Origin of the sequence: Pseudomonas promysalinigenes, from assembly GCF_014269025.2 — a bacterium.
Classification (GTDB): domain Bacteria; phylum Pseudomonadota; class Gammaproteobacteria; order Pseudomonadales; family Pseudomonadaceae; genus Aquipseudomonas; species Aquipseudomonas promysalinigenes.
The window spans coordinates 2,843,964-2,866,853 of the sequence record NZ_CP077094.1; the positions used below are offsets into that span (position 1 = coordinate 2,843,964).

At 61.4% G+C, this 22,890-nt stretch carries 23 protein-coding genes; 11 read left to right on the forward strand and 12 right to left on the reverse strand.

The features are described 5' to 3' along the window. Positions 1 to 13: 13 nt before the first annotated feature. Positions 14 to 508, reverse strand: coding sequence for a GNAT family N-acetyltransferase (locus HU725_RS12940; protein WP_186477955.1), 495 nt, complete (start codon positions 506 to 508; stop codon positions 14 to 16). A 194-nt stretch (positions 509 to 702) separates the two neighbouring features. Here HU725_RS12940 and HU725_RS12945 point away from each other — a divergent pair, with 194 nt between their 5' ends. Beyond that, positions 703 to 1,029, forward strand: a complete 327-nt coding sequence (locus tag HU725_RS12945) for a hypothetical protein (RefSeq protein WP_186477956.1) — start codon at positions 703 to 705, stop codon at positions 1,027 to 1,029. Between the two features lie 39 nt (positions 1,030 to 1,068). On the opposite strand, the gene HU725_RS12950 is transcribed toward HU725_RS12945, so the two are convergent. Both HU725_RS12950 and HU725_RS12955 read right to left on the reverse strand, forming a co-directional pair. Then, the gene (locus HU725_RS12950) at positions 1,069 to 1,281 is read right to left on the reverse strand and encodes a PLDc N-terminal domain-containing protein (protein WP_060478442.1); all 213 of its coding nucleotides are present in this window, start codon (positions 1,279 to 1,281) and stop codon (positions 1,069 to 1,071) included. 88 nt (positions 1,282 to 1,369) lie between these two features. Then, positions 1,370 to 1,840 (reverse strand): FAD/FMN-containing dehydrogenase, encoded by a 471-nt coding sequence (locus tag HU725_RS12955; protein ID WP_186477957.1) that lies wholly within the window; start codon positions 1,838 to 1,840, stop codon positions 1,370 to 1,372. Between the two features lie 139 nt (positions 1,841 to 1,979). On the opposite strand from HU725_RS12955, the gene HU725_RS12960 reads away from it, so the two are divergent. Then, positions 1,980 to 2,987 (forward strand): GlxA family transcriptional regulator, encoded by a 1,008-nt coding sequence (locus tag HU725_RS12960; RefSeq protein WP_060478444.1) that lies wholly within the window; start codon positions 1,980 to 1,982, stop codon positions 2,985 to 2,987. Positions 2,988 to 2,993: 6 nt separating this feature from the next. Here HU725_RS12960 and HU725_RS12965 read toward each other — a convergent pair whose 3' ends face one another. Continuing rightward, positions 2,994 to 3,665 (reverse strand): TetR/AcrR family transcriptional regulator, encoded by a 672-nt coding sequence (locus tag HU725_RS12965; RefSeq protein WP_060478445.1) that lies wholly within the window; start codon positions 3,663 to 3,665, stop codon positions 2,994 to 2,996. 166 nt (positions 3,666 to 3,831) lie between these two features. Between HU725_RS12965 and HU725_RS12970 the strand changes: the two genes are divergently transcribed. Then, positions 3,832 to 4,080, forward strand: coding sequence for a CsbD family protein (locus tag HU725_RS12970; protein ID WP_060478446.1), 249 nt, complete (start codon positions 3,832 to 3,834; stop codon positions 4,078 to 4,080). Between the two features lie 82 nt (positions 4,081 to 4,162). On the opposite strand, the gene quiC is transcribed toward HU725_RS12970, so the two are convergent. Next, the gene (quiC, locus tag HU725_RS12975; RefSeq protein WP_186477958.1) at positions 4,163 to 6,070 is read right to left on the reverse strand and encodes a 3-dehydroshikimate dehydratase QuiC; all 1,908 of its coding nucleotides are present in this window, start codon (positions 6,068 to 6,070) and stop codon (positions 4,163 to 4,165) included. A 474-nt stretch (positions 6,071 to 6,544) separates the two neighbouring features. Between quiC and HU725_RS12980 the strand changes: the two genes are divergently transcribed. Next, positions 6,545 to 7,918 (forward strand): MFS transporter, encoded by a 1,374-nt coding sequence (locus HU725_RS12980; protein WP_186477959.1) that lies wholly within the window; start codon positions 6,545 to 6,547, stop codon positions 7,916 to 7,918. Between the two features lie 35 nt (positions 7,919 to 7,953). Here the strand turns inward: HU725_RS12980 and HU725_RS12985 are convergent, their stop codons facing one another. From HU725_RS12985 to HU725_RS13000, 4 genes are all read right to left on the reverse strand, one after another. Then, on the reverse strand, positions 7,954 to 9,366 hold the full coding sequence (locus tag HU725_RS12985) for a DOPA decarboxylase (protein WP_186477960.1): 1,413 nt from the start codon (positions 9,364 to 9,366) through the stop codon (positions 7,954 to 7,956). A gap of 83 nt (positions 9,367 to 9,449) precedes the next feature. Beyond that, positions 9,450 to 10,394, reverse strand: a complete 945-nt coding sequence (locus HU725_RS12990) for a LysR family transcriptional regulator (protein ID WP_186477961.1) — start codon at positions 10,392 to 10,394, stop codon at positions 9,450 to 9,452. Positions 10,395 to 10,528: 134 nt separating this feature from the next. Further along, positions 10,529 to 11,239, reverse strand: coding sequence for a YebC/PmpR family DNA-binding transcriptional regulator (locus HU725_RS12995; RefSeq protein WP_060478451.1), 711 nt, complete (start codon positions 11,237 to 11,239; stop codon positions 10,529 to 10,531). Between the two features lie 189 nt (positions 11,240 to 11,428). Continuing rightward, positions 11,429 to 12,613: an MFS transporter gene (locus HU725_RS13000; protein ID WP_186477962.1), complete on the reverse strand. Its 1,185-nt coding sequence runs from the start codon at positions 12,611 to 12,613 to the stop codon at positions 11,429 to 11,431. A gap of 94 nt (positions 12,614 to 12,707) precedes the next feature. On the opposite strand from HU725_RS13000, the gene HU725_RS13005 reads away from it, so the two are divergent. After that, positions 12,708 to 13,619, forward strand: a complete 912-nt coding sequence (locus tag HU725_RS13005; protein ID WP_186477963.1) for a LysR family transcriptional regulator — start codon at positions 12,708 to 12,710, stop codon at positions 13,617 to 13,619. Between the two features lie 112 nt (positions 13,620 to 13,731). Beyond that, positions 13,732 to 14,718, forward strand: coding sequence for a D-2-hydroxyacid dehydrogenase family protein (locus HU725_RS13010; protein ID WP_186477964.1), 987 nt, complete (start codon positions 13,732 to 13,734; stop codon positions 14,716 to 14,718). Here HU725_RS13010 and HU725_RS13015 read toward each other — a convergent pair. Further along, positions 14,715 to 15,524 carry a formate/nitrite transporter family protein gene (locus tag HU725_RS13015; RefSeq protein WP_186477965.1) on the reverse strand — a complete coding sequence of 270 codons (810 nt, stop codon included), beginning with the start codon at positions 15,522 to 15,524 and terminating at the stop codon, positions 14,715 to 14,717. The genes HU725_RS13010 and HU725_RS13015 overlap by 4 nt on opposite strands. Before the next feature lie 365 nt (positions 15,525 to 15,889). On the opposite strand from HU725_RS13015, the gene HU725_RS13020 reads away from it, so the two are divergent. After that, on the forward strand, positions 15,890 to 16,927 hold the full coding sequence (locus HU725_RS13020; protein WP_225915484.1) for a 5'-nucleotidase: 1,038 nt from the start codon (positions 15,890 to 15,892) through the stop codon (positions 16,925 to 16,927). Here the strand turns inward: HU725_RS13020 and trbK are convergent. Continuing rightward, positions 16,915 to 17,094: an entry exclusion lipoprotein TrbK gene (trbK, locus tag HU725_RS13025; protein ID WP_186477966.1), complete on the reverse strand. Its 180-nt coding sequence runs from the start codon at positions 17,092 to 17,094 to the stop codon at positions 16,915 to 16,917. The genes HU725_RS13020 and trbK overlap by 13 nt on opposite strands. Before the next feature lie 149 nt (positions 17,095 to 17,243). On the opposite strand from trbK, the gene HU725_RS13030 reads away from it, so the two are divergent. From HU725_RS13030 to gstA, 4 genes are all read left to right on the forward strand, one after another. Next, entirely contained in the window at positions 17,244 to 18,014 is a 771-nt protein-coding gene (locus HU725_RS13030) for an SDR family NAD(P)-dependent oxidoreductase (RefSeq protein WP_186477967.1), read from the forward strand. 224 nt (positions 18,015 to 18,238) lie between these two features. Then, the gene (locus HU725_RS13035) at positions 18,239 to 19,960 is read left to right on the forward strand and encodes an ABC transporter permease (RefSeq protein WP_186477968.1); all 1,722 of its coding nucleotides are present in this window, start codon (positions 18,239 to 18,241) and stop codon (positions 19,958 to 19,960) included. A gap of 9 nt (positions 19,961 to 19,969) precedes the next feature. Further along, positions 19,970 to 21,271 carry an ABC transporter ATP-binding protein gene (locus HU725_RS13040; protein WP_186477969.1) on the forward strand — a complete coding sequence of 434 codons (1,302 nt, stop codon included), beginning with the start codon at positions 19,970 to 19,972 and terminating at the stop codon, positions 21,269 to 21,271. A gap of 108 nt (positions 21,272 to 21,379) precedes the next feature. Next, positions 21,380 to 21,985, forward strand: coding sequence for a glutathione transferase GstA (gene gstA / locus HU725_RS13045; RefSeq protein WP_186477970.1), 606 nt, complete (start codon positions 21,380 to 21,382; stop codon positions 21,983 to 21,985). A 132-nt stretch (positions 21,986 to 22,117) separates the two neighbouring features. On the opposite strand, the gene HU725_RS13050 is transcribed toward gstA, so the two are convergent. Then, on the reverse strand, positions 22,118 to 22,834 hold the full coding sequence (locus HU725_RS13050; protein WP_186477971.1) for an IclR family transcriptional regulator: 717 nt from the start codon (positions 22,832 to 22,834) through the stop codon (positions 22,118 to 22,120). Between the last annotated feature and the right edge of the window lie 56 nt (positions 22,835 to 22,890).

A 22,890-nucleotide genomic window follows, 5' to 3' on the forward strand; every position in this document is an offset into this window, starting at 1 on the left:
GATTCACCTTTAATCAGTGCAAAACGGACGTTATCTGGTAAGTCACCAACTGGGGGTCATCGCCTGGGAATATCCGCTGCGCAGGCCGGTGCAAGTCGCTCACCACAGCGTTGCAAAACGCAACCGCGCCAGTGTCCAAAGCGTGGCAGCGCAACAGCCAGTCACCAGGTTGCGTGAGCAGTTCGATGGCTACGGCCCGGCCTATGCCCTGACGTCGATAGCGCTTGAGGATGAACAAATCAGCAAGCTCCATGGCATCGATGCCGGGCAGTTCGCTGCGCTCCACCAGCACGAAACCTGCGATGAACCCATCGACCAGGACTAGGCTGGCACTCCAGCCAGGGGATTGCCAGTAGCGTACGAGATGGTCTTCATGGATATAAAAGCGGCCATCGACCTCCACGTCTTCCTGCTCCCAATCGGAAGACTCATAGGCATAGAACTGATAGAGATTGCGAATCAGATCAGCCTGATCGGCCGTGGTGCGTTGCAGTTCGATGGGCAGCATGAAGAAAGCAGCTCGGTCAAATTGAGCATTGTAAGGCTTTTCCGGCCGCTACTCGCACTGTAGGAGCTTTCTACATAGGGCCAATTGCACTCAACACCTTGTATGTAGGAATACGCCATGTGCTTCGCTAAATTGCCATTCCCGGCACGCAGCCGTGCACTGCAGCACAGTGCCGCTACCCCGAAGGAGAAGCCATGAGCAAGCCCCACGCGTTCCAACTCTCTTATACGGTCAGCCCAATCGATAGTCGTTACGAGAGCGACGCCGCCAGCGCCCGCACCTACTTGCGCGAGCAGATGGGCTGGAAAACCACGGACAAAATCGAAACGACGCTCCTGGGTGAGCTGGGCCTGGGCCCAGGCACCCTTGAAGAGAAACGCAAGGAAGCGGGACGGTTGGTACGCGCCTACATTCGAGACGCGTTCAAAACATTGGAGGTACACAAGACAGTCGGCTTCGCCGGCAGCTTGCTGGTGAGCGGCCTGGCCCCAGCCATAAGCATCAGCATCAGCCCCGAGTAAGCGCCTGGGCCTCAGGCGCCAGCGTCTGAGGCCGCCGGGTCATTTCTCTTCCAGCACCGACCTGCCCTTGACGGCACGCGGCCCACGCCAGGCCCAGAACAACAGTCCTGGGAACGGTGCGTAAACAACGAATACGACCCACAGCATCTTGCGCTCAGCGCGCCGGTCGCTGCCGATGATATGCCAGATGGCCATGATCTCCAGCAGGATGACCAACACCGCGACAATGATCCAGACCGTTCCGATTTCCATGAGCACTCTCCTGTTGGCATGTACAAATTGGGCCGCTGACAGACCTGAGGGTTCATTTCAATTCTAGTGGGCCATAGTGCAGTCCACCTCAGTGCGCAGGCGAATCGGCCATGGCCGCCTTGAGTGCCTGAGCCTCAGCGAAGGCCTGCTGGCGCACCAACACCCCGTCTTTCAACTGCAACCACAACACTTGCCCGGCGGGCACATCGTAACGGCTGGCCACTCGCCCATCGCGGTCGAGCATGACCCGATAGCTGTAATCGCGCATCGCCGGGACAGCGAACAGCTTGCTAATCAGCGCTGGCATCCGTTGGATGTCTGCCACGAACACGGCGTCGCGCGATTCCAGGTAGCCCTTGGGTGTTTCGGCCAGGGCCGCTTTGACCAGTTTCGCGCCATCCATGTCCTGGGCCACCAGCAACACATGCGTGCTGGCATTGAGGCTGTACGGCTGGTCATATTGGTCGAGCAAGGTCCAAGGCGCCAATCGGGTGCCGGGCTCCAGGGCGTTGGCCAGCAGCGGCATTAGCGCTAACAACAAGGCAGCGGGGTACTTCATCGAGATTCTCCAAAGCGATAGCGTCAGCATAGCTGACTTGCCTCAATACGACCTTCAATACACCAAGCCCACCCAGGCGATTGTCTTTCGCGAAGGCTGCAGCCACACTTTGCCGGCAAGCCAGGAAGCGGAGCCTAGAGTGCCTACCCCACGTCAGTTCAGCAAGAAAACCAGCACCAGTAACATGCTGCGGCTCAAAGCCAGCGGCGGTTCTGCGCAAGCGCCCTACCGCGTCGACTTCATCCTGCTTGAGCACTTCTCGATGGCCAGTTTCACCGTGGCCCTGGACGTGCTGGTCACCGCCAACTTGCTGCGTGCTGACAGCTTCCGGTTCACACCGCTGTCCCTGACGGGTGATCGGGTATTGAGCGACCTGGGCCTGGAATTGGTGGCCAATGAGTTGACCTTGAACGAACTCAAGGAACTTGACTTGCTGATCGTCTGCGGTGGCCTGCGCACCCCCCTCAAGTACCCCGAGCTCGACCGCCTGCTCAGCGATGCCGCCGCCCACGGTATGGCCTTGGGCGGCTTGTGGAATGGCTCTTGGTTCCTTGGCCGCGCTGGCGTGCTCGACGACTACGGCTGCAGCGTTCACCCAGAACAGCGCGCCAGCCTAGCCGAACGCAGCCCGCAAACCCGCATTACCCCGGCCAGCTTCACCTTGGACCGCGACCGTCTCAGTGCTGCCAGCCCCAATGGTGCCATGGAGCTGATGCTCGGCCTGGTGCGTCGCCTTTACGGCGACGGGCTGGCCGAAGGCGTGGAAGAAATTCTCTCGTTCTCTGGTGCCCGCTATCGCCAGGTAGGGCCCGGGGCGAAAAAATCCATGAGCCTGCACCTGCGCACCATCGTCGAGCTTATGGAAAACAACCTCGAAGAGACCCTGAGCCTCGATCAGCTGGCTGCCTACAGCGGCCGCTCGCGCCGGCAAATCGACCGCCTGTTCCAAGCACAGCTCGGCACCTCGCCGCGGCGCTACTACATGGAGCTGCGCATTACCAAAAGCCGCCGCCTGCTGCAGTATTCCGACCTGTCGGTGATGGAGGTAGCAGTGGCCTGCGGTTTCGTCTCGGTATCGCATTTCAGCAAGTGCTACGCCGCCTACTTCGGCTACCCACCTTCACGGGAGCAGCGGTTGGGCGAATAAGGCGCTTCAAGCCCGGATATAACTCAGAACAGCGTCGCAGATCATTTGCCTGTGACGCTGTTTGACTTGCTCGTCGGCCAGGTCGATTTGAAAGATGTCACCGAAGGTATGCCGGTTGGACACCCGATAGAAACAGAAAGCGCTCATCAGCATGTGCAGGTCGATGACCTCGATGCCGGGGCGAAACACCCCCTCCTCCACACCACGCGCCAGGGTGCTACCCAGGGCTTGCAACACCAGGCTGCTCATCTCCCGGATGGCCGGGGACTTCTTGACGTACTCACCGTAGTGAATGTTTTCGGTGCTGACGATGCGCACGAAATCGACATTGCGGTCATGGTGATCGAAGGTGAACTCGGCCAGCCGGCGGATTGCCTGCTCGGCCGGCAGCGATTCCAGCTCCAGATTCTGCTCGGTCTTGCGGATGTCGCCGTAGAGCTTTACCAGGCATTCGACATACAGCTGCTCTTTGCTACCGAAGTAGTAGTAGATCATGCGCTTGGAGGTGGCCGTACGCTCAGCGATAGCGTCTACGCGTGCACCGGCCAGGCCTTGCTGGACGAATTCGTTGATGGCGGCCTGGAGGATGTCCTCACGGGTTTTCTCGGGGTTGTTCTTGCGCGGTTGGCGCGTAGCCGAGGGTTCAGGCGGGCTGAGGGGGGCTACGGGGTCGGTCATGGAGGCTCACGGGAATGATTATTGGAATTGACCAGGGATTATCCGTGAGTGAGCGGATGCAGGGAAGCGGCTATTGCCAAGGTGATTGTCTGAACTAATGCGCAGCAACGCCGACCTAACGCTCTGCCAGACCATGCATTGTTCATAACAGAGGAATCACTTGACCATGAAGCGTGAACAGATCGAAGGGATTGCTGAGAAAGTGGCAGGCAAGGCGCAGAGCGCGGCAGGCCAGTGGCTGGAAGATCCTGAGCTCGAAGCACAGGGAGATGCGCGCCAAGTGTCAGGCGAGGTGACCAAACGCTATGGCGATGCCCTGGATAACGTATCCGCGTTCGTCCGGGAGAAGCCGCTGACGGCACTGGCCGTGGCTGCGGGCCTGACGCTGTTTGTCAGCCGCTTGTTGCGACGCTGATTTGCGCAGACGGCAATGCCGTCGCGCTCCCCTAGCATCGGGTTCAAGGCACCGGTTCACCGGTGCCTTGTCGCATCAGCCGTCAGAGCACCGGCTTGCGCGCAGCCCCGCTGCGACGTTTGGCCATTGCAGCCAGGCGTACCGCCACGTTGGCAGCGCCATATCCGGCATAGCCGCCTTTGCGCTGAATGATTTCGAAGAAGAAGCGCTCCTCGAATGGCTCTGTATAGACGTGGAAAAGCTCCCCGCCTTGGGCATCACGATCGTACAGCACGTTGTAATACGCCAACTCACTGAGGAATTCATCGTTGAAATCGAAGCGCGCCGCAAGGTCGTCGTAGTAGTTCAACGGGATTTCCAACAGCGGTACACCAGACTCCTTAGCCCGCGCCACCTCGCTGAAGATGTCCGCGCAGTCGAAAGCGATGTGGTGCACCCCCGAGCCACGATAGCTGGACAGCGCGTGGGCAATGGCGGTGTTGCGGTTTTCCGATATGTTCAACGGCAACCGCAGGCTACCGCAGGGGCTGCGCAGAGCGCGGCTTTTGACCAGGCCGTATGGGTCTGGCAGGACAACTTCGTCATCGGCAGCAAAATCGAACAAGCTCTTGTAGAACAGTACCCAACTGTCCAGCGCCTCGGCCGGCAGTGCCAGGGCCATGTGGTCGATACGCTGCAGGCCACCGGTGACAGTGGCAGCCGCGTCCAGGCGGAAGTCCGTGTCGTACAACGAAGGCCCCTCCTTGCCCTGCTCCACCAGGTAGATCAGGCTGCCGTCAGGCGCACGCACGGCCGGCACTTCACATTCGTTGGGGCCGACCAGACCACGGAATGGCTGGCCGCGAAAATCGGTGGCACGCTGCAGCGCGGCGTGTTCATCCTTCACCCGCAGGGCGGTAGCGCACAGCGAGGGGCCGTGGGCTTCGAAAAAGTTATGACCAAAGGAGTAGGGCTCGGCATTGAGCACGATGTTGATGTCGTTCTGACGCAATAGGCGCACGTCCTTGCTGCGGTGCTTGCCGGCTTCGGCGAAGCCCAGCCGGGTAAGCCAACTGCCCAAACGCGCACCGACGGCTTCGTCGACAGCGAATTCGAGGAACTCCACACCGCCATAGGCACTGGCAGCCGGTGGGGTGAACAGCACGCCCGGCTCGATCGTAGTGCCCTCCTGCTCTAAGCGCAGGCGGGTTTGCTCTTCGAGGTAGAGCAGCGAGCGCAGGCCGTCAGCGGCATTCTGCCGAGGGGGGGCAGCGCGGAACCCATCGTTGAAGATTTCCAGCGACAACGGGCCGCGATAGCCCGTTGCCAGAATCGGTGCCAGGAAGCCGGCCAAGTCCAATTCGCCCTGGCCTGGGAAATTACGGAAGTGGCGGCTCCACTCCAGCACGTCCATGTTCAGAATGGGCGCGTCGGCCATTTGCACGAAGAAGATCTTGTCGCCCGGGATGTCACGGATCGCAGCCGGGTCGCCTTTAAGCGACAAGGTGTGAAAGCTGTCAAGAATCACCCCCAGCGCTGAATGGTCGGCCTGGCGCACCAGGTTCCAGACCTGCTGATAGGTGTTGACATGGCGGCCCCAGGCCAAGCCTTCGTAACCGATGCGCAGGCCGCGTTTGCCAGCGTGTTCGGCGAGCAGGCGCAGGTCATCCACCAGAATCTGCTCATCCCCCAGGGCGTCCGCCTGGACGTTGCTGCAAACCAGTACCAAGTCGGTGCCCAGTTCCTGCATCAAGTCGAACTTGCGTTCGGCCCGGTCGATGTTCTTCTGCAGTCGGTCGCGGCGGCAACCTTCGAAATCACGAAATGGCTGAAACAAGGTGATGGCAATGCCTAAGTCGGCGCACATCTGCCGCACTTCGCGGGGGCTGCCAGCGTAGTACAACAAATCGTTCTCGAAGATCTCTACGCCGTCGAAACCGGCGGCAGCGATGGCTTCGAGCTTTTCCGGCAGAGTACCGCTCAAGGACACGGTGGCAATCGAACGCTGCATGGGGAGTTCCTTGTTGTTGAACAGACGACAGGCCGAAGCCCAATAGGGTTTCTGGCACAGTTGATTATTCGCAGGTAAAGTCAGTCCGGCAATCTGTTTGTACGAAACGGTTAGTTTTGCGTTCGATTATCGCACAATACCGATTTTAGCGAATTGATTCGCTGCCAAGCCTAGGCAAACATGAACCCAGACGCAGCTACACCCACTGCCCCTGCTGCCCAGAGGGCCGTTGGGCAAACCTGCGCAGACCAGCCCAACGTCACAACATAATAAGTTCAATAAACCGGGTACCGACCTATGCACACCTCCATCGCCTTGCGATCCGCACCTGCTCGTTCGTTCTCACGTTGCAGACACTTGCTGCGAGCAATCGCGCTATAACTCACGCCCTACTCCCGACAAGCGAACGCACCCAGTTGGCCGCGTCCAGCGACGCCAGCCGTGCGGCGACCTACAAGAACAACGGAGACAACGATGGCTCACTCCAGCTCTCAAGCCAAGAAAGCGACCGCCAGCGGTTGGATTGGCTCGGCACTCGAATACTACGACTTCTTCATTTATGCCCAGGCTGCGGCGCTGATCTTCCCGCAGATTTTCTTCCCCAACACAGACCCGAAGATGGCCATCATCGCGTCGCTTGCCACCTATGGCGTGGGTTACCTGGCGCGCCCGGTCGGCGCCTTCGTGCTCGGCCATTGGGGTGACACCCGCGGGCGCAAGAACGTTCTGCTGCTGTGCATGTTCCTGATGGGTATTTCGACCATGGCTGTCGGCCTGCTGCCGACCTACCACGACATCGGCATGCTCGCCCCGGCTCTGCTGGTGTTGCTGCGCCTGGTCCAGGGCTTTGCCGTGGCCGGGGAGATCTCCGGTGCCAGTTCGATGATCATGGAGCATGCGCCGTTCGGCCGGCGTGGCTACTACGCAAGCTTCACCCTGCAGGGTGTGCAGGCTGGCCAGGTGATGGCGGCAGCGGTATTCCTGCCACTGGCCTACTTCATGCCTAGCGAAGCATTCAACGACTGGGGCTGGCGCATCCCGTTCCTGATGAGCGCCATTGTGCTGATCGCAGGCTTCATCATTCGTAAGGAGGTGCACGAAACCCCAGCGTTCGTGAAGGAAGAGAAGCAGGCCAAGGTTTCCAAATCACCAATCAGCGAGGCCTTCCGCCACAGCTGGAAACACATGGTGCTGGTAATGTTCATGGCCCTGATGAACGTGATCCCTGTAGTCGCCACCATCTTCGGGGCTGCGTACGCCGTGCAACCGGCCTACGGCATCGGTTTCGACAAGAGCGTATACCTGTGGATCCCGGTGGTGGGCAACATCGTCGCGGTGCTGGTGATTCCATTCGTAGGCAACCTGTCGGACAAGATTGGCCGTCGCCCGACCATGATCGCCGGTTGCCTGGGCTCTGGCCTGTTGGCTTTCGTGTACCTCTACGCAATCAGCATCCAGAACATGCCGCTGGCATTCGCCACCTCGATCCTGATGTGGGGCATGGTCTACCAAGGCTACAACGCGGTGTTCCCAAGCTTCTACCCAGAGCTGTTCCAGACCCGTTACCGCGTCTCGGCCATGGCCATCGCGCAGAACATCGGCACCATGCTCACTGCCATGCTGCCCGCCCTGTTCGCCCTGGTGGCGCCACCGGGTTCTGAGAATATCCCGCTGGTCGTGGGTGGCCTGGCTTTCTTCATCACCTGCGTGTGTGCACTGGCGGCCTACATTGCGCCGGAAACCCATCGCCTGGCGATGGAAGACCTGGGTAATCCAGACGCCAAGCCAATGGACAAGGACACCTTCGAAGCCAGCCGCAAGGGCAGCTTCCAGGCAGTAAGCCACTGATGGACCGCCGGGGCCGCCATGCGGTCCCGGCACTTTCAGTTTGCAACCACCGCCTGTAGGTTGCGCCAAAGCTGCTCGACATGCTCGCGCTCGGTCGGCAGGGCCCCCACCGACACCCGCACCATCCACCGCCCTTCGAGCGTTGCCGGCGTCACATACGCCAGCCCGGACGCATTCAAGCGCTCTGCCCACGCCCTGGTATGGGCATCCAGTGCTTGACCTTCAATCCCTACCGGCCGATGACGAATGCACAGTGTCTGCAAGTGCACAGGTGCCAGCAATTCCCACTGCGCCGCCGCCCCCACCTGCTCTGCCAGCCAACGTGCATTGTCAAGGTCGCGCCGTAACCGCTGCTGCAATGCCTGGACCCCTTCGCTGCGCAACATGAACCACAGCTTGAGCGCCCGGAACCGCCGCCCCAGTGGAATACCCCAGTCGCGCAAGTTTTTCACCTCACCATCCACCGCCGATTGCAGGTAGCTGGGGTTGGTGCTCATTACTCGTATCAAATGCTGAGGATCACGCACGTAGTAGATCGAGCAATCGAACGCTACCCCAAGCCACTTGTGCGCATTGACCACCACGGAATCAGCCAGCTCGATGCCGTCCCACATCCAGCGGCACTCCGGCAGAATCATCGCCGAACCTGCCATGGCCGAGTCCACATGCAGCCACAACCCGCTGGCCTGGGCGATTTCGCCGATCGCGCGCAGTGGGTCAAGGGCGGTAGTGGTGGTGGTACCGGTGGTAGCAACCACCGCACAGGGCTGGTTGCCAGCGGCCAAATCCTGTTCGATCGCTGCCTGCAGGGCCTGTGGGCGCATGGCGAACTGATCGTCGGTGGCGATCAGGCGGATGTTGGCACGACCAAAGCCTGCCAGCAGTGCAGCCTTGTCCACCGAGCTGTGGGCATGAGCGCTGACGTAGACGATCAGCGGCTTGGCCTCGGCCTGCAGACCGCCGCGTACCAGTGCGTAGTCAGTGGCACGCTCGCGTGCGCTGATCAGCGCTACCAGGGTGCTGGTGGAGGCAGTGTCCTGAATCACCCCACTCCATTGCGCCGTCAGGCCAAGCAGCTGGCGCAGCCAGTCGAGGGTGGTTTCCTCCAGCTCGCTCAGCGCCGGGCTCGATTGCCACGACAGGCCCAGCACGCCGAGGCCAGTACTGAGAAAGTCACCCAGTACTGACGACAACGTACCGTTGGAGGGGAAGTAACCGTAGAAATCCGGGTGCTGCCAGTGCGACAGCCCCGGCATGAGCAACTGGTTGACGTCATCGAGAATCGCTTCGAAGGGCTCGCCCTGCTGGGGTGCGCCTGCAGGTAACTGGGCCTTGAGATAGCCTGGCTGTACCTGGGCCATGACCGGGCGCTGGGCAACGGTCTGGCGATAGTCGGCGATCAGGTCGATCAGTTGATGGCCGTACAGGCGAAATTGTTCTGGGGTCACGCGTGCACTCCTGGGGGGTTATCCGATACCTCGCAGTCTAGGCCCCTGCGCTTGGGCGAATAACCCCGCTTCGTGCATAGCTGCTATGGCAAACCCGCAGCACCGCCCTGCACGCCGAACTGCGACTGCCGCCACAGCTCGAACACTCGGTTGCGCAACCAACGGTGCTCGGCCGAAGCTTGTAGGCGCTGATGCCACACCACCCAATAGCGCTGGGTATGCTCAACGAATGCCAACGGTCGCCATGCCAGGCCATGCAAACGGCACAACTGCCGAGCGATGTGCTCAGGGACGGTGGCAAGCGCCTGGCTGTTGCCGAGCACCTGCACCGTAGCCGAGAAAAACGGCACTTGCAGGCTGATGCGCCGCTGCAAACCCTGGGAACGCAGGTGGCGATCGATGAAGCTGTCCTTGTCGCCGCCGCCAGAGACCCGCACATGCTTGCAGGCCAAGTAATCGTCCTGCCCCAGCTGCTCGAGAGCCGCCAGGGGATGATCTTTGCGCATCAGGCATACCGCTCGGTCTTCGCCAAGCAGGCGACCGTGCAGGTTCGGTGGCGACTCGTCGAACAGGGTGGTAGCAAGGTCGATTTCACCGCTGGCAAGCAAGGCGTACTGCCCGGCCTGCCAGGTGCGAAAGTCGATGGACACACCTGGGGCCTCCTGCTCCAGCGCAGCCACCAGCAGCGGTAGCATGTGTTCGGCCACGTAGTCCGACGCGGCCAGGCAAAAGCGGCGCTCGCAGCGCGCTGGATCAAAGACGGCAGGTTGGCGCAGCGCATGAAGCGCTTCAAGCACTTGGCGCAGGGGCTCGATCAGGGTTTGGGCATGTTCGCTGAGCACATAACCACGGCCCTGGCGGACCAGCAGTGGGTCGTCAAAGGCCTCGCGCAGATGAGCCAACTGCCGGCTCAGGGCCGATTGGCTGACCCCCACGCGTTCGGCGGCATGGCTGAGATTCTTGAGCTGCAGGAGGCAGTCGAGGGTGCGCAGGTGTGCAAGGCTAAGGGTGGCGAAAGTCGGGTTCATGCAAGCTCCCGTCTGAAAAGCACAGGCCCATTAGCGGGTGAACCCGCACCGGCAGGGCCGCACAAAACCAAAGCTTGTGTCATTCCTGCGGGGGCGGGTTCACCGGCGAATGGGCCGCTGAGCGGCCCTAGCGATCAAGCCGTCAGACCGACATAGACGTTCTGCACGTCTTCGTTCTCGTCGATTGCTTCGAGGAAGGCTTCAACCTCGGCCAGCGCCTCGGCACTCAGGCTGGCAGCGCTCACCGGGTTTTTCGGGGTATAGCCGATCTTCGCCGAAGTCACGGTAAAACCATGGTCTGGCAGCGCTTTCTGCACCGCATCCAGGTCGGTGGTGTCGGTGATGAACAGGGTCGAACCCTCCTCTTCACCTTCCTCGAAGTCCTGGGCCCCGGCTTCGATCGCGGCCATTTCCGGGTCGGCGTCGCCTTCGGGGGTAGCTTCGATCAAGCCAACGTGGTTGAAGTCCCACGCTACCGAACCACTGGCCCCCAGTTGGCCCTTGCGGAACAGCACGCGAATCTGGGCAACGGTGCGGTTGACGTTGTCGGTCAGGCACTCGACGATCAGCGGCACTTGGTGCGGGGCGAAACCTTCATAGCTGACGGCGTGGTATTGCACGGACTCACCGTCAAGGCCTGCGCCCTTCTTGATCGCGCGCTCAAGGGTCTCGCGAGTCATCGAGGCTTTCTTGGCCTGGAAGATGGCCAGGCGCAGGCGCGGGTTCATGTCCGGGTCGGCGCCGGACTTGGCGGCGATCTGAATTTCCTTGGCCAGCTTGCCCATGATCTTGCCTTTGGCGTTGGCAGCTGTTTCTCTATGCTTGGCTTTCCACTGTGCGCCCATGTCGACTCTCTTGTTTCCGCGGCCGGTTCAGGAAGCGACCGGCCAAAAGTGGGAGCAGTTTATACGCCCTCAGGCAGTGGATCGACAAGTAATCTCATCGCCAGCACGCGCCCGCCTTAGGCGAACGTGTCACCGCCCTGGCGTGCTGCAGCGCTCACGCCCGATGGTGGCCACCTTCCTGCAAAGGGTTCAGGAGGGGCTGTAGGGCTGTACCGATTGGTCAACGGGGACGACCGGGCGGTTGCGCCAGGCCAGGGTCAACACCAAGCCCAACGCGGCCATCGAAGCGCCGGCGAAAGCGACCGCCGAATACCCCAACCCGGCGTTGATCACCGCGCCACCCAGCGCAGCACCGATCGCGTTCCCCAGGTTGAAGGCTCCGATGTTGACCGCCGATGCAAGGTTGGGTGCGTCCTTTGCCGCATCCATCACCCGCATTTGCAGGGGCGGCACCAAGGCAAAACTGGCAATGCCCCAGAGCAGAATCGCCAGTGCCGTGGGCAGCGACCACCCAAACGTCGCTGGAAGCACCAGCAGCACCGCGATCAGCACCAGCAGCGAAACGATCAAGGTCCGATCGACCGAGCGATCCGCCGCCTTGCCGCCCCACACATTACCGAGGGTCAGGCCGATGCCGAACAGCACCAGCATGGCTGTGATGAAGGACGTCGAAGCCTGTGCCTGGCTGTGCAGTATCGGCGCAATGTATGTGAACACAGTGAACATCGCGCTGGAGCCCACCACCGTGAGCGTCAAGGCCGCCAGCACCGGCCCGCGGCCCAATACTCGAATTTCGGCCATTACGCCGGCACTTTTGGGCAGCGGCACATCGGGCAGCGCAAACCACAGCGACGCCATCGCTACCAGGCCAAGGCCGGCAATGCCCCAGAACGCCGTGCGCCAACCGAGCAGTTCGCCAAACCAGGTGGCCAAAGGCACGCCGCCGATGGTCGCCAGGGTAAGGCCCATGAACATGGCCGCCACTGCGCCTGCGCGCTTGTCCGGGGGTACCACGCTGGCCGCTACCACCGAACCCACGCCGAAGAACGCACCGTGGTTCAGCGAGGTGACCACCCGCGCCAAGAGCAGGCTCTGATAGTCGGTAGCCATCGCCGACATCACGTTGCCCAGGGTGAAAATGGCCATCAGCCCGATCAATAAATAACGCCGCGGGATTTTGCCGGTAGCCAGGGTCATCAAGGGGGCACCGATCAGCACGCCCAAGGCGTAGGCACTGACCAACAGGCCTGCCGCCGGGATGGATACGCCAAGATCGGCGGCGATACCGGGCAGCATACCCATGGGGGCGAACTCGGTGACACCGATGCCGAAGGCGCCGATGGCCAGTGCCACAAGAGGGGGATTGATTCGCATGAGAGGCTCCTTATCTATGACGCGAATGCTACGATCACTCCCTTTTGCGCACTAGACAGCTTTATTGGCAATCACCTTTGCGCTGGAGGCACAAATGGAATACTACGGTCGATCCGGGGAAATGGAGGTGTTCTGCAAGGTGGTCGAAAGCGGCAGCCTGTCGGGCGCCGCACGGGCGCTGGGCCTTACACCGTCAGCGGTGAGCCGCATCGTTGCCCGTGCCGAGCAGCGCCTGGGGACTCGCCTGCTACTGCGCACCACACGCGCGATCAACCTGACCACCGAGGGTGAGGCCTATCTGCGCGGCGCCCGGCGCATCCTGGCAGACCTGCTGGAGGTCGAAGAGGCGATCACCGACCAAGGGGTACCACGGGGGCGTTTACGGGTCAGTGCGGCACTCGGCCACGGACGCCAGACCCTAGTGCCCTTGCTGACGGCATTCAGCGCCCAGTATCCACAGGTGCTGGTGGACCTGGCCCTGAGCGATGAAATCGCTGACATCCATGGCGGGCAAGCCGATGTCGCGCTGCGCTTTGGCCAGCTGCCAGACAGCTCGCTTACTGCACGTTACATAGGCCACACTGGCCAGGTAGTGGTGGCATCGCCCGAGTACCTGGCACGCTGCGGTACGCCACAAGTGCCTGAGGACCTGGAAAAGCACAACTGCCTGCGCTTCAACTTCCGGCGCGCGGCGCCGGATTGGCCTTTTCGTCGCGGGCAAGCGCATTTTTCAATGAAGGTAACGGGTAACATCGAGTGCAACAGTGGCGAAGCGCTCGCGCAGTTGGCCAGGTTGGGGGCAGGCATCGCCCGGATTGGTACATTCACCGTGGCAGATGAGTTGAAAAGCGGCCAGCTGGTGGCGCTTCTTGAGGACTACAACCCTTGCGACCAGGAGCCTTTGCACGCCGTGTTCGTGGGCGGGTCGGCGATGCCAGCGCGGGTGCGGGTGTTCGTGGACTTTCTGGTGGAGCACCACAAAGCCTGGCCCCAGGCATTGGGCTGAGTAAGCTGCCCTTTGAACGCGCCATCGGCCGTAGGCGGTCATGGTTGACTTCTGTGTGGCAGAACCGCAACTCTCAGCACCATCGCCACGACCAACCCCAGGGCCTACGACAATGCGCATTGCCATTCCAGACGACTATCAGGACGTGATCCGCACACTCGATTGCTACAAGCGCCTGGCAGGGCATGAGGTGAGCGTGTTTCACGATAGGCAGCCTGCCTCACTGGAGGCATTGGCTGCACGTCTGGCCAACGCCGACGCCCTGGTGCTGACCCGTGAGCGCACCCGTATCGACGCAGCCCTGCTCGAGCGCTTGCCCAACCTCAAGCTGATCAGCCAAACCGGCAAGGTCGCGGGGCACCTTGACCTTCAAGCGTGCACCGCCCGCGGCATCGTCGTCACCGAGGGGCGTGGCTCGCCGGTGGCACCGGCTGAGCTGGCTTGGGCGCTGATCCTCAATGCCCGGCGCCAACTGGTGCCGGCGATCGAAGCCTTCAAACAAGGCCAATGGCAGGTCAATCTGGGCCAGGCAGTGGCCGGCCAGGTACTGGGCATCTGGGGTTACGGCAAGATTGGCCAGCGCCTGGCCCGCTACGCCCAGGCATTCGACATGCCGGTACTGGTGTGGGGCAGCGAAGCCAGCCGGGCTGCGGCACAGGCGCACGGGCATCGGGCGGCGGCGTCGCGCGAGGCCTTTTTCGCCGAGGCCGATATCCTCAGCCTGAACCTGCGTTTGTCAGATACCACGCGCCATGCTGTGACCTTCGCCGATTTGTCACGCATGAAGGCCGATGCCCTGCTGGTAAACATCAGCCGTGCCGAACTCATCGCTCCGGGGGCGCTGCTGCAGGCGCTCGAAGCCGGCAGGCCAGGCTTCGCAGCAGTGGATGTCTTCGAGCAGGAACCGATCCTAGCCACTGACCATCCGCTGCTCACCCACCCCCGGGTGCTAAGCACACCGCACCTTGGCTACGTGGAAAGGAACGGCTACGAGCTTTATTTCGGCGATGCGTTCGACAACCTACTGGCCTTTTTCCAGGGCACTCCGAAGAACGTGGCCAATCCCCACGCACTCAACACATCTCGCCCTGGGCCTTAACTCGCGGGGGCCTGAGATGACTGCGCCGTTGCCTGGTGCTTGGCAGCGGCGCCGAACGATACATAGTAAGCAAGGCCCACGAAAATCGCCCCACCCACCGCGTTGCCGAGAAATACCGCCACCAGGTTGTGCAGCAGGGCGGCCCAGCTCAGGTAACCGGCGAAGATTGCAGCAGGGATGAGGAACATGTTGGCCACCACATGCTGAAAGCCGATGGCCACAAACGCCATGATCGGGAACCAGATGCCCAGGACCTTGCCACTCATCTCCCGGCTTGCGTAGGCCAGCCAAACCGCCAGACACACCAGCCAATTGCAACCGATGCCGGAAACGAAGGCATGTACGAAGTCGGCGCTGGCCTTGCTCGTGGCCCCGGCCACCGTCTTGTCCAGGTAGGCACCTTCGGTAAGGCCCAGCAGGTGGCCGAAGAAGTAGGCCACGAACAAGGCCCCCAGCAAGTTGGCCAACGTCACCCAAAGCCAGTTACGCGCCACGGCCGCCACGCGGATACGCCCGGCGAACATGGCTAAAGGCAGGCTCATCATGTTGCCGGTCAGCAGCTCACCTCCGGCCAGGATCACCAGAATCAGGCCGATGGGAAACACTGCCGCACCCAGCAGATTGCCCAGCGAGGCCCACTGCCCGGGAATCATGGCGCTGACATGGATGGCCAGGATAAAGCCCATCGAAATGAAGCCGCCGGCGAGAAACCCCAGAATCAGCAAGGCACGGGCGGGCAACTGGGCTTTCTTGGTACCGGCCTCGATAACGAGTTCGGTGATCTGGGAGGGTGCATTGACAGACATTTGAAAGGCTCGAACGCAGGGACGACAGCGATGCCAGAAGGCATGCCGAAGATCGTGAATTTACGGTTTGCGGGGGTGTGGCGGCGGTAGGTCAGGAGGAAGGCAAAGCGGATGATCTCTGGGTTGCAGCGAACAGCGGGGCAAGTTACTGAGGCAGGTTGTCGCAGTCAAATTGATAGCGTGGATGGGTTGATAGACAGCGTTGATGACTCAGCCGAGCGGGCCAGGGCCCGTCGCGATCTGGATGGCTCGCCCACCGTCATTTAGCACCGGCGGCGCAGCGAGCAGCGCCGATATGAAATCGCCCATCCTGGAGGGGCATTGGCCTATGATTGAGCCTGTTGCCGTTTTTCCCAGGACAATCCATGCCCTACCCCATCGAGCAGAAACTCGTCGTCGGCGTCGCCTCCAGCGCTCTGTTCGACCTGACGGTGTCCGACGACATTTATCAAGCCGAAGGCGTCGAAGCGTACCGCCTGCATCAGGAACAAAACCTCGACGTGCCCTTCCCCAAAGGCGTGGCGTTTCCGTTCATCCGGCGTTTCCTGAGCATCAACCAAGCCTTCCCCGAACAACTGCCGGTCGAGGTGGTGCTACTCTCGCGCAATTCCCCAGAGACGGGGCTACGGGTGTTCCGCTCGATCAACCACTACAACCTGGATATCACCCGGGCAGCGTTCATGTCCGGGCGCTCACCCTACGAGTACATCCCCGCGTTCAACGCTTCGCTGTTTCTCAGCGCCCACGAGGGCGACGTGCAGCGCGCCATCGATGCCGACTACCCTGCTGGCCTTGTGCTGCCCACGCGCATCTATGATGACGAAATCGACTCCGAATTACGCGTGGCCTTCGACTTCGATGGCGTCATCGCCGATGACGAGGCAGAGAGTGTGTACAAACAGCACCTTGATCTGGGTGAGTTCCAGGCCCATGAGCGCGACCGCAAGGCCATCCCACACCAACCTGGGCCCCTGGCAGACCTGTATCGCAAGCTCTCGCTGATACGCCAGCTCGAAGACCGCAAGCTGGCAGAGGACCCGCAGTACAAGCGGATTCTGCGTATCGCGATGGTCACGGCGCGTAACGCTCCAGCCCATGAGCGAGTGGTGACAACACTTAAAAACTGGGGCGTTTCGCCAGACGAGTCATTCTTCCTCGGCGGCATGGAGAAGGCTCGCGTGCTTCAGATCTTGAAGCCACATATGTTCTTCGACGATCAACGCAGCCATTTGTTCTCGGCCGCAGGTGACCTGCCAATGGTCCATGTGCCGTTTGGCATAGCGAACAAGGTGCCTGCCGCCCCGCCATTGGCCCCAAGCAGGCGCCACAACGATTCGCTCGTCGAACAGCGACCTGAAGATCGGTTTGCCCCAGGCACGCAGTTACAGCCTCAGGGCGACTGACGCGGCATGCACTTTTCCACCAAGCTATCCCGGCTGGGATTGTTGGGCAGCGTTTTCAGCCGATCGGGCTGGCAATGCTCATCGGAGACTGCGTAGTGGGAGGAGTCGTCGCCACAGGCCGCCAACAAGGCAGCGGCGACCAGCATTAGCAGGTAGCTGCGAATCATCTGCGCACTCACTCAATGGACGGGGGCAAAGGCTGTAGAACAAAGCATCGCTGCCCAAAGCGTAGCGCGCCGTTTCGCGAGTTCAATGCCAGGCCAGCACGGTTCGGCCGGTGCTAAGCTCAGTGGCTTACAACTGCAAGAGGTGCCCCATGCCCTTGATACCCAACCTTGATGGCCAAGCCAATGTGCTGCTAGCAGGCGCCAGCCGTGGCATCGGTTTGGCCCTCTGCAGCACATTGCTGGCAAGCGATGAGGTGGCCAGGCTCTGGGCCATCTCGCGCAATGCGACCCACAATGACGCGCTGGCACGCCTGGCCACGCAGCATGGCAAGCGCTTGGTGCTGATCGATTGCGATGCCCGCGAAGAACAGGCACTTGCAACAATGGCCACTGAGCTTAAGGCGCAATGCGACCACCTTCACTTGGTCATCAGTACGCTGGGTACCCTCCACCAGGACGGCGCCAAGCCCGAAAAATCACTGGCCCAGTTGGATTTGGCCAGCCTGCAGGCGAGCTTCGCCAGCAACGCCTTCGCTCCCATACTCCTGCTCAAACACCTGCTACCGTTCTTGCGCAACAACCCGGCAACCTTCGCTGCACTATCGGCCAGGGTGGGTTCGATCGGCGATAACCGCCTGGGCGGCTGGTACAGCTATCGGGCCAGCAAGGCTGCGCTCAACCAGTTGCTGCACACCGCAAGTATCGAGCTGCGGCGCCTGAACCCGGCAGCCACGATAATGGCGTTGCATCCTGGCACAACCGACACCGATCTATCGCGCCCATTTCAAGGCAATGTACCGGCGGGCAAGCTGTTCGACCCGGCATTCGCCGCACAGTGCGTGATCGAACAGGTACAAAGATTTGGGCCCGCAGACAGCGGGGGCTTCTGGGCATGGGACGGCCAAGCGATCGAGTGGTAAGGCTTGGGTCAGTGCCTCTCGCTGGGCCACCGATAGGCCCCTTAGGCAGGCTCTGAAGCGGCCCGAACCTATCAAAAAAGTTACCCAAGGGCACCGCGCCTTCACGTGACTTTCCTCTGCCTGTGGCCGACCCTTTGGGCACATTGAACTGTCACCCACCTGAACCATACTGGCTCATGTGATGGCACCGGCCCCTCCCACACCCTGACGCTCGAGATTTGTACATGGCCCGCCTGTTCAACCCGTCGCCAGGCCTGCGCAATGGCGTACCGAATCGCTGGGACTGGGTTCTGCTGCCACTGGTGCTGGTGGTGCTTGTGCTTGCCGCGTATACCGCCATGCAGATGAGTCGGCCGTTCGTGGTCGGCCAATCGCTGCCAATTTCACTCGATCCGGCCTACCTGCCCTACTACTTGATGCGGACCATCGTGCGGATGTTCATCGCACTGGGGATCTCGCTGCTGTTCGCCTTCGTGTTCGCCACGCTGGCCGCCAAGTACCGTGCCGCTGAAAAGGCCATGATTCCTTTGTTGGACGTACTGCAGTCGGTGCCCATCCTGGGCTTTCAGGCCATCGCCATTGCCCCGTTCATCGCGCTGTTTCCGGGAAACCTGCTGGGCGTCGAGTGCGCGGCGATCTTCGCCATCTTCACCTCTCAGGCGTGGAACATGGCGCTGAGCCTTTACCAGGCGTTGCGAAGCGTGCCGGCGGAGCTGAACGAGGCGGCACGTGTCTTGCGGCTCTCGGCGTGGCAGCGCTTCTGGCGCCTGGAGCTGCCGTTCGCGATGCCGAGCCTGTTGTGGAACATGATGATGTCGATGTCCGGCGGGTGGTTCTTTCTGGTAGCCGCCGAGGCCATCTCGGTGGCCGGGCAGGATATCAAGCTGCCTGGCATCGGCTCCTACATCGCCGTGGCCATCGACCAACGCAACCTGGGCGCCATTGCCTGGGCAATCGGTGCGATGCTCACCGGCATCGTGCTCTACGATCAGCTGTTTTTTCGCCCCCTGCTGGCCTGGGCCGACCGCTTTCGCTTCGAAGACACACAAGGCGACACCGCGCAGCGCTCCTGGGTGCTCGACGCTGCCCGGCGCAGCCGTTGGCTGAGCGCATTGAGCGAGTGGTTAGCCAAAGGCATACAACAGGCTACCGGCGCATTCCCTGTGCGCCGCGACGGCAGTACAGCGCCGCGCCGGTGGCTGCGCCTGCCGGGTTGGGGGCCGCAGGCCTGGGACGTCATCTTGGTGCTTGCCTGTGCATTGGCCTTCGCGCGCTTGGGGCTGTTCGTGCACCAGGATGTCGGCTGGGGCGAGGCACTGCATGTACTGGGCCTGGGCTTGATCACCCTGTGCCGGGTCATGCTGCTGATTGCCCTTGCCTCATTGATATGGGTGCCGCTGTCAGTGTGGATCGGCCTGCGCCCGCGCTACTCGCAGAAAGTCCAGGCGCTGGCCCAGTTTCTCGCTGCCTTCCCGGTCAATCTACTATTCCCCGTGGTGGTCATGGCACTGGTGCACTTTCAACTCAGCCCAAACATCTGGCTGAGCCCGCTGATGGTTTTCGGCACCCAGTGGTACATCCTGTTCAACGTGGTCGCCGGCGCGACGGCCATCCATTACGAGCTGCGCCTTGCCGCAGACAACCTGGGTTTGCGTGGCTGGCTGAAGTGGCGCCGTGTGTACCTGCCGGCGGTGCTCCCCAGTTTCGTAACAGGCGCCATGACTGCCAGCGGCGGCTCGTGGAATGCCAGCATCGTCGCCGAGTATGTCAGCTGGGGCGACACTTCTTTGGTCGCCGACGGCCTGGGCAGTTACATCAAGCAGATGACCGACGCCGGTGACTTTCACCGCATTGCCTTGGGCATAGGGGTCATGTGCATCTATGTGATGCTGCTGAACCGGTTTTTCTGGCGCCGCCTGTATGTGCTTGCCGAGAGCCGCCGCTGAGGATTTGCCATGAAACCACTGCTGATCGAACTCAAGGGCGTGAGCAAGGCCTTCCGGGCCAGCGATGGCACGCCGCGGACCATTCTTGAAGGCGTCGACTTCCAACTGCGCGAGCATGAGATCGTCGCCCTGCTCGGCCGCTCCGGTTCCGGTAAATCGACGCTGCTGCGGATCATCGCCGGGTTGGTTGGCACCGACCGCGGTACCGTCAGCTACCGCGGCCAGCCGATCCACGGCCCGGTCGACGGCGTAGCCATGGTCTTTCAGACTTTTGCGTTGTTCCCATGGCTGACCGTGCAGCAAAACGTCGAGCTTGGCCTGGAAGCCCAGGGCGTGAACCGAGCTGAGCGCGAGCGCCTGGCCAACGCTGCACTGGAGCTGATCGGCCTGTCCGGGTTTGGTGGCGCCCTGCCCCGTGAGCTGTCTGGCGGCATGCGCCAGCGCGTGGGTATCGCCCGTGCCTTGGTGATGAACCCAGAAGTGCTGCTGATGGACGAAGCGTTCTCGGCGCTGGATGTACTCACCGGCGAAACCTTGCGCGACGACATGCTCGAACTCTGGGAAGAGCGCCGCATCACCACTCGCGGCATTCTGGTGGTGTCGCACAATATCGAGGAGACCGTGATGATGGCTGACCGCATCCTTATTCTCTCCAGCGACCCAGGGCGCGTTCGCTCCGAGCTGCACATCGACCTGCCCCGGCCGCGCAACGCTGACTCGGCCCAGGTTCGCGGGCTGGTCGACGAGGTCTATGCACTGATGACCCAACGCCCCGAAGAAATAGCCGCCGCAGGCGCCCCGTCAACCGTTGAACTGGGCTACCGGCTACCTGATGCCGACATCGCGCGCATGGAAAGCGTGCTGGAACTGATTGCTGGCGAGCCGTTCAACGGCGAAGCCGACCTGCCTCACCTGGCCGAGGAAGCCGAGCAGCCTGACGAGGCGCTGTTCCCGATCTACGAGGCCCTTGGCCTGCTCGGCTTGGCCCAGGTCGTCGAGGGCGACATCCGCCTTACCCGCCAAGGGCGCAACTACGTCACTGCACGCCAGGCACGGCGCCAGGATTTGTTCGCGCGCCAGTGCAAGGGCCACGTGAGATTGATCGGCTATATCCTCGATAGCCTGCGCCTGGAGCCTGCGGGGTTGCTGGAAAAAGCAGTGCTCGAACGCCTGGCAGAGTCGATGGATGCCGAAGAAGCCGAACGCGTACTCAAAGTAGCCATCGAGTGGGGGCGCTATGCTGAATTGTTCGAGTACGACTTCCATACCCGCCGTCTAACCCCCGCACGCGAAACGCTCGGTGAACCGTAAGCGCCAGCGCGATCATCGACCTTTGGTCATCACCGTACTTGAGATCGCACGTAGGTGGCATAACGTTAACGCTGCTGCGCCCCGTCCTTTGCTCAATGGGAGACAATCATGAAGCTTTATTACTCACCAGGTGCCTGTTCACTCTCGCCACACATCGTGCTGAACGAACTGGGCTTGCCTTACACCGCCGAAAAAGTCGACCTCAAGGCTCATACCACAGCTAGCGGGGCCGACTTCTATACGGTCAATGCCAAGGGCTATGTACCAGCCCTGCAACTGGATGACGGCCAAGTGCTCACCGAGGGCCCTGCCATCGTTCAGTACCTGGCCGACCAGAAACCCGAGGCCAACCTGCTGCCCCCGGCGGGTTCACTGGAGCGCGCGCGGGTGCAGGAATGGCTCAACTTCATTGGCACCGAACTGCACAAGACGCTTGCTGCGCTGTTCAACCCAGGCATCAGCCCCCAGGCCAAGCAAAAAACCCTGGATACCTTCGGCAAACGCTTGGGCCTGGTAAACACGGCCCTGCACAGCCAGGCGTTTTTGACAGGACAACACTTCAGCGTGGCCGACGCCTACCTGTTCACCATCGTCAACTGGGCGCCGATGTTAGGCATCGACCTGACACCTTGGCCGGCGGTCGCGCAATTTCACAAGCGGGTAGCCAGCCGGCCGGCCGTGCAGAAAACCCTACAGGCCGAAGGGCTGAGCTGACCGGCACGCGCAAGGGGTGGCTTGGGGTTGGCTGGCCCAGAGCAAGCCAACTCGTGGCCTAGGCATGGCATGCCTGGCATGAAAAGATCCGTTGGCGATCGCACCCCGTTTACCGCGGTGCCCGTCGCCCGGTCACTCAATCGCTTTGGGCTCTGAAGACGCAGGCTTGTAGCCCAGGCTTCGCATTAGGTCATTTGCCGCTTCAAAGAACATCGCTTTGAGGCTCTCGGCATAGTCTTCCGTCAAACGGCTGGCCGGCCCGGAAATCACCAGCGCCCCCATGAGCTTCTGCTGCGCGCCGTAGATGGGCAGGGCCATTGAAGCGGCATGCGGATCGGTCGCGCCTTTGGAATAAAATGGCTTATCCAATGTGATTCCGACCGGGTAAGGCGCACGTAATGCTTGGGCGCCTGCGGCCTCATCCATAGGCCGCATATCGCCGGGCTGAAGATTCAAGCGCAGCCGATGGGAAGAGTTGACTCGGTATTGGCACATCCGATACGCGCCATGGCGCACATAGAAGGATGCTGTCTCACCCGACTGCTCCGCCAAGTGGTGCAGACGTGGCATCACGTGTTTTTCCAGGTCGAGCGCCTCCTGGTACACGGTGTTCAAACGCATGACCTCGCTCGCCAACTGGTATCTGCCATCGGCCATGCGAGTGATGAAACCATGATTTTCCAGGGACACCATCAAGCGCATGATGGTGCTCTTGATCAACCCAGTACGCTCGACCAGCTCTACAAGGCTGAGGGCTGAATCGCCTATCTGAAACGCCGTCAGCACAGTCAAAACACGGTCTGCCGATGCCACTCCATTCACCGCCGGACGCGGCCGCGCTTTAACCATTTTTGCAAAACCTCACAGATTGACACCCTCAATTCAGGGCAAGGGCCCAAAAACAG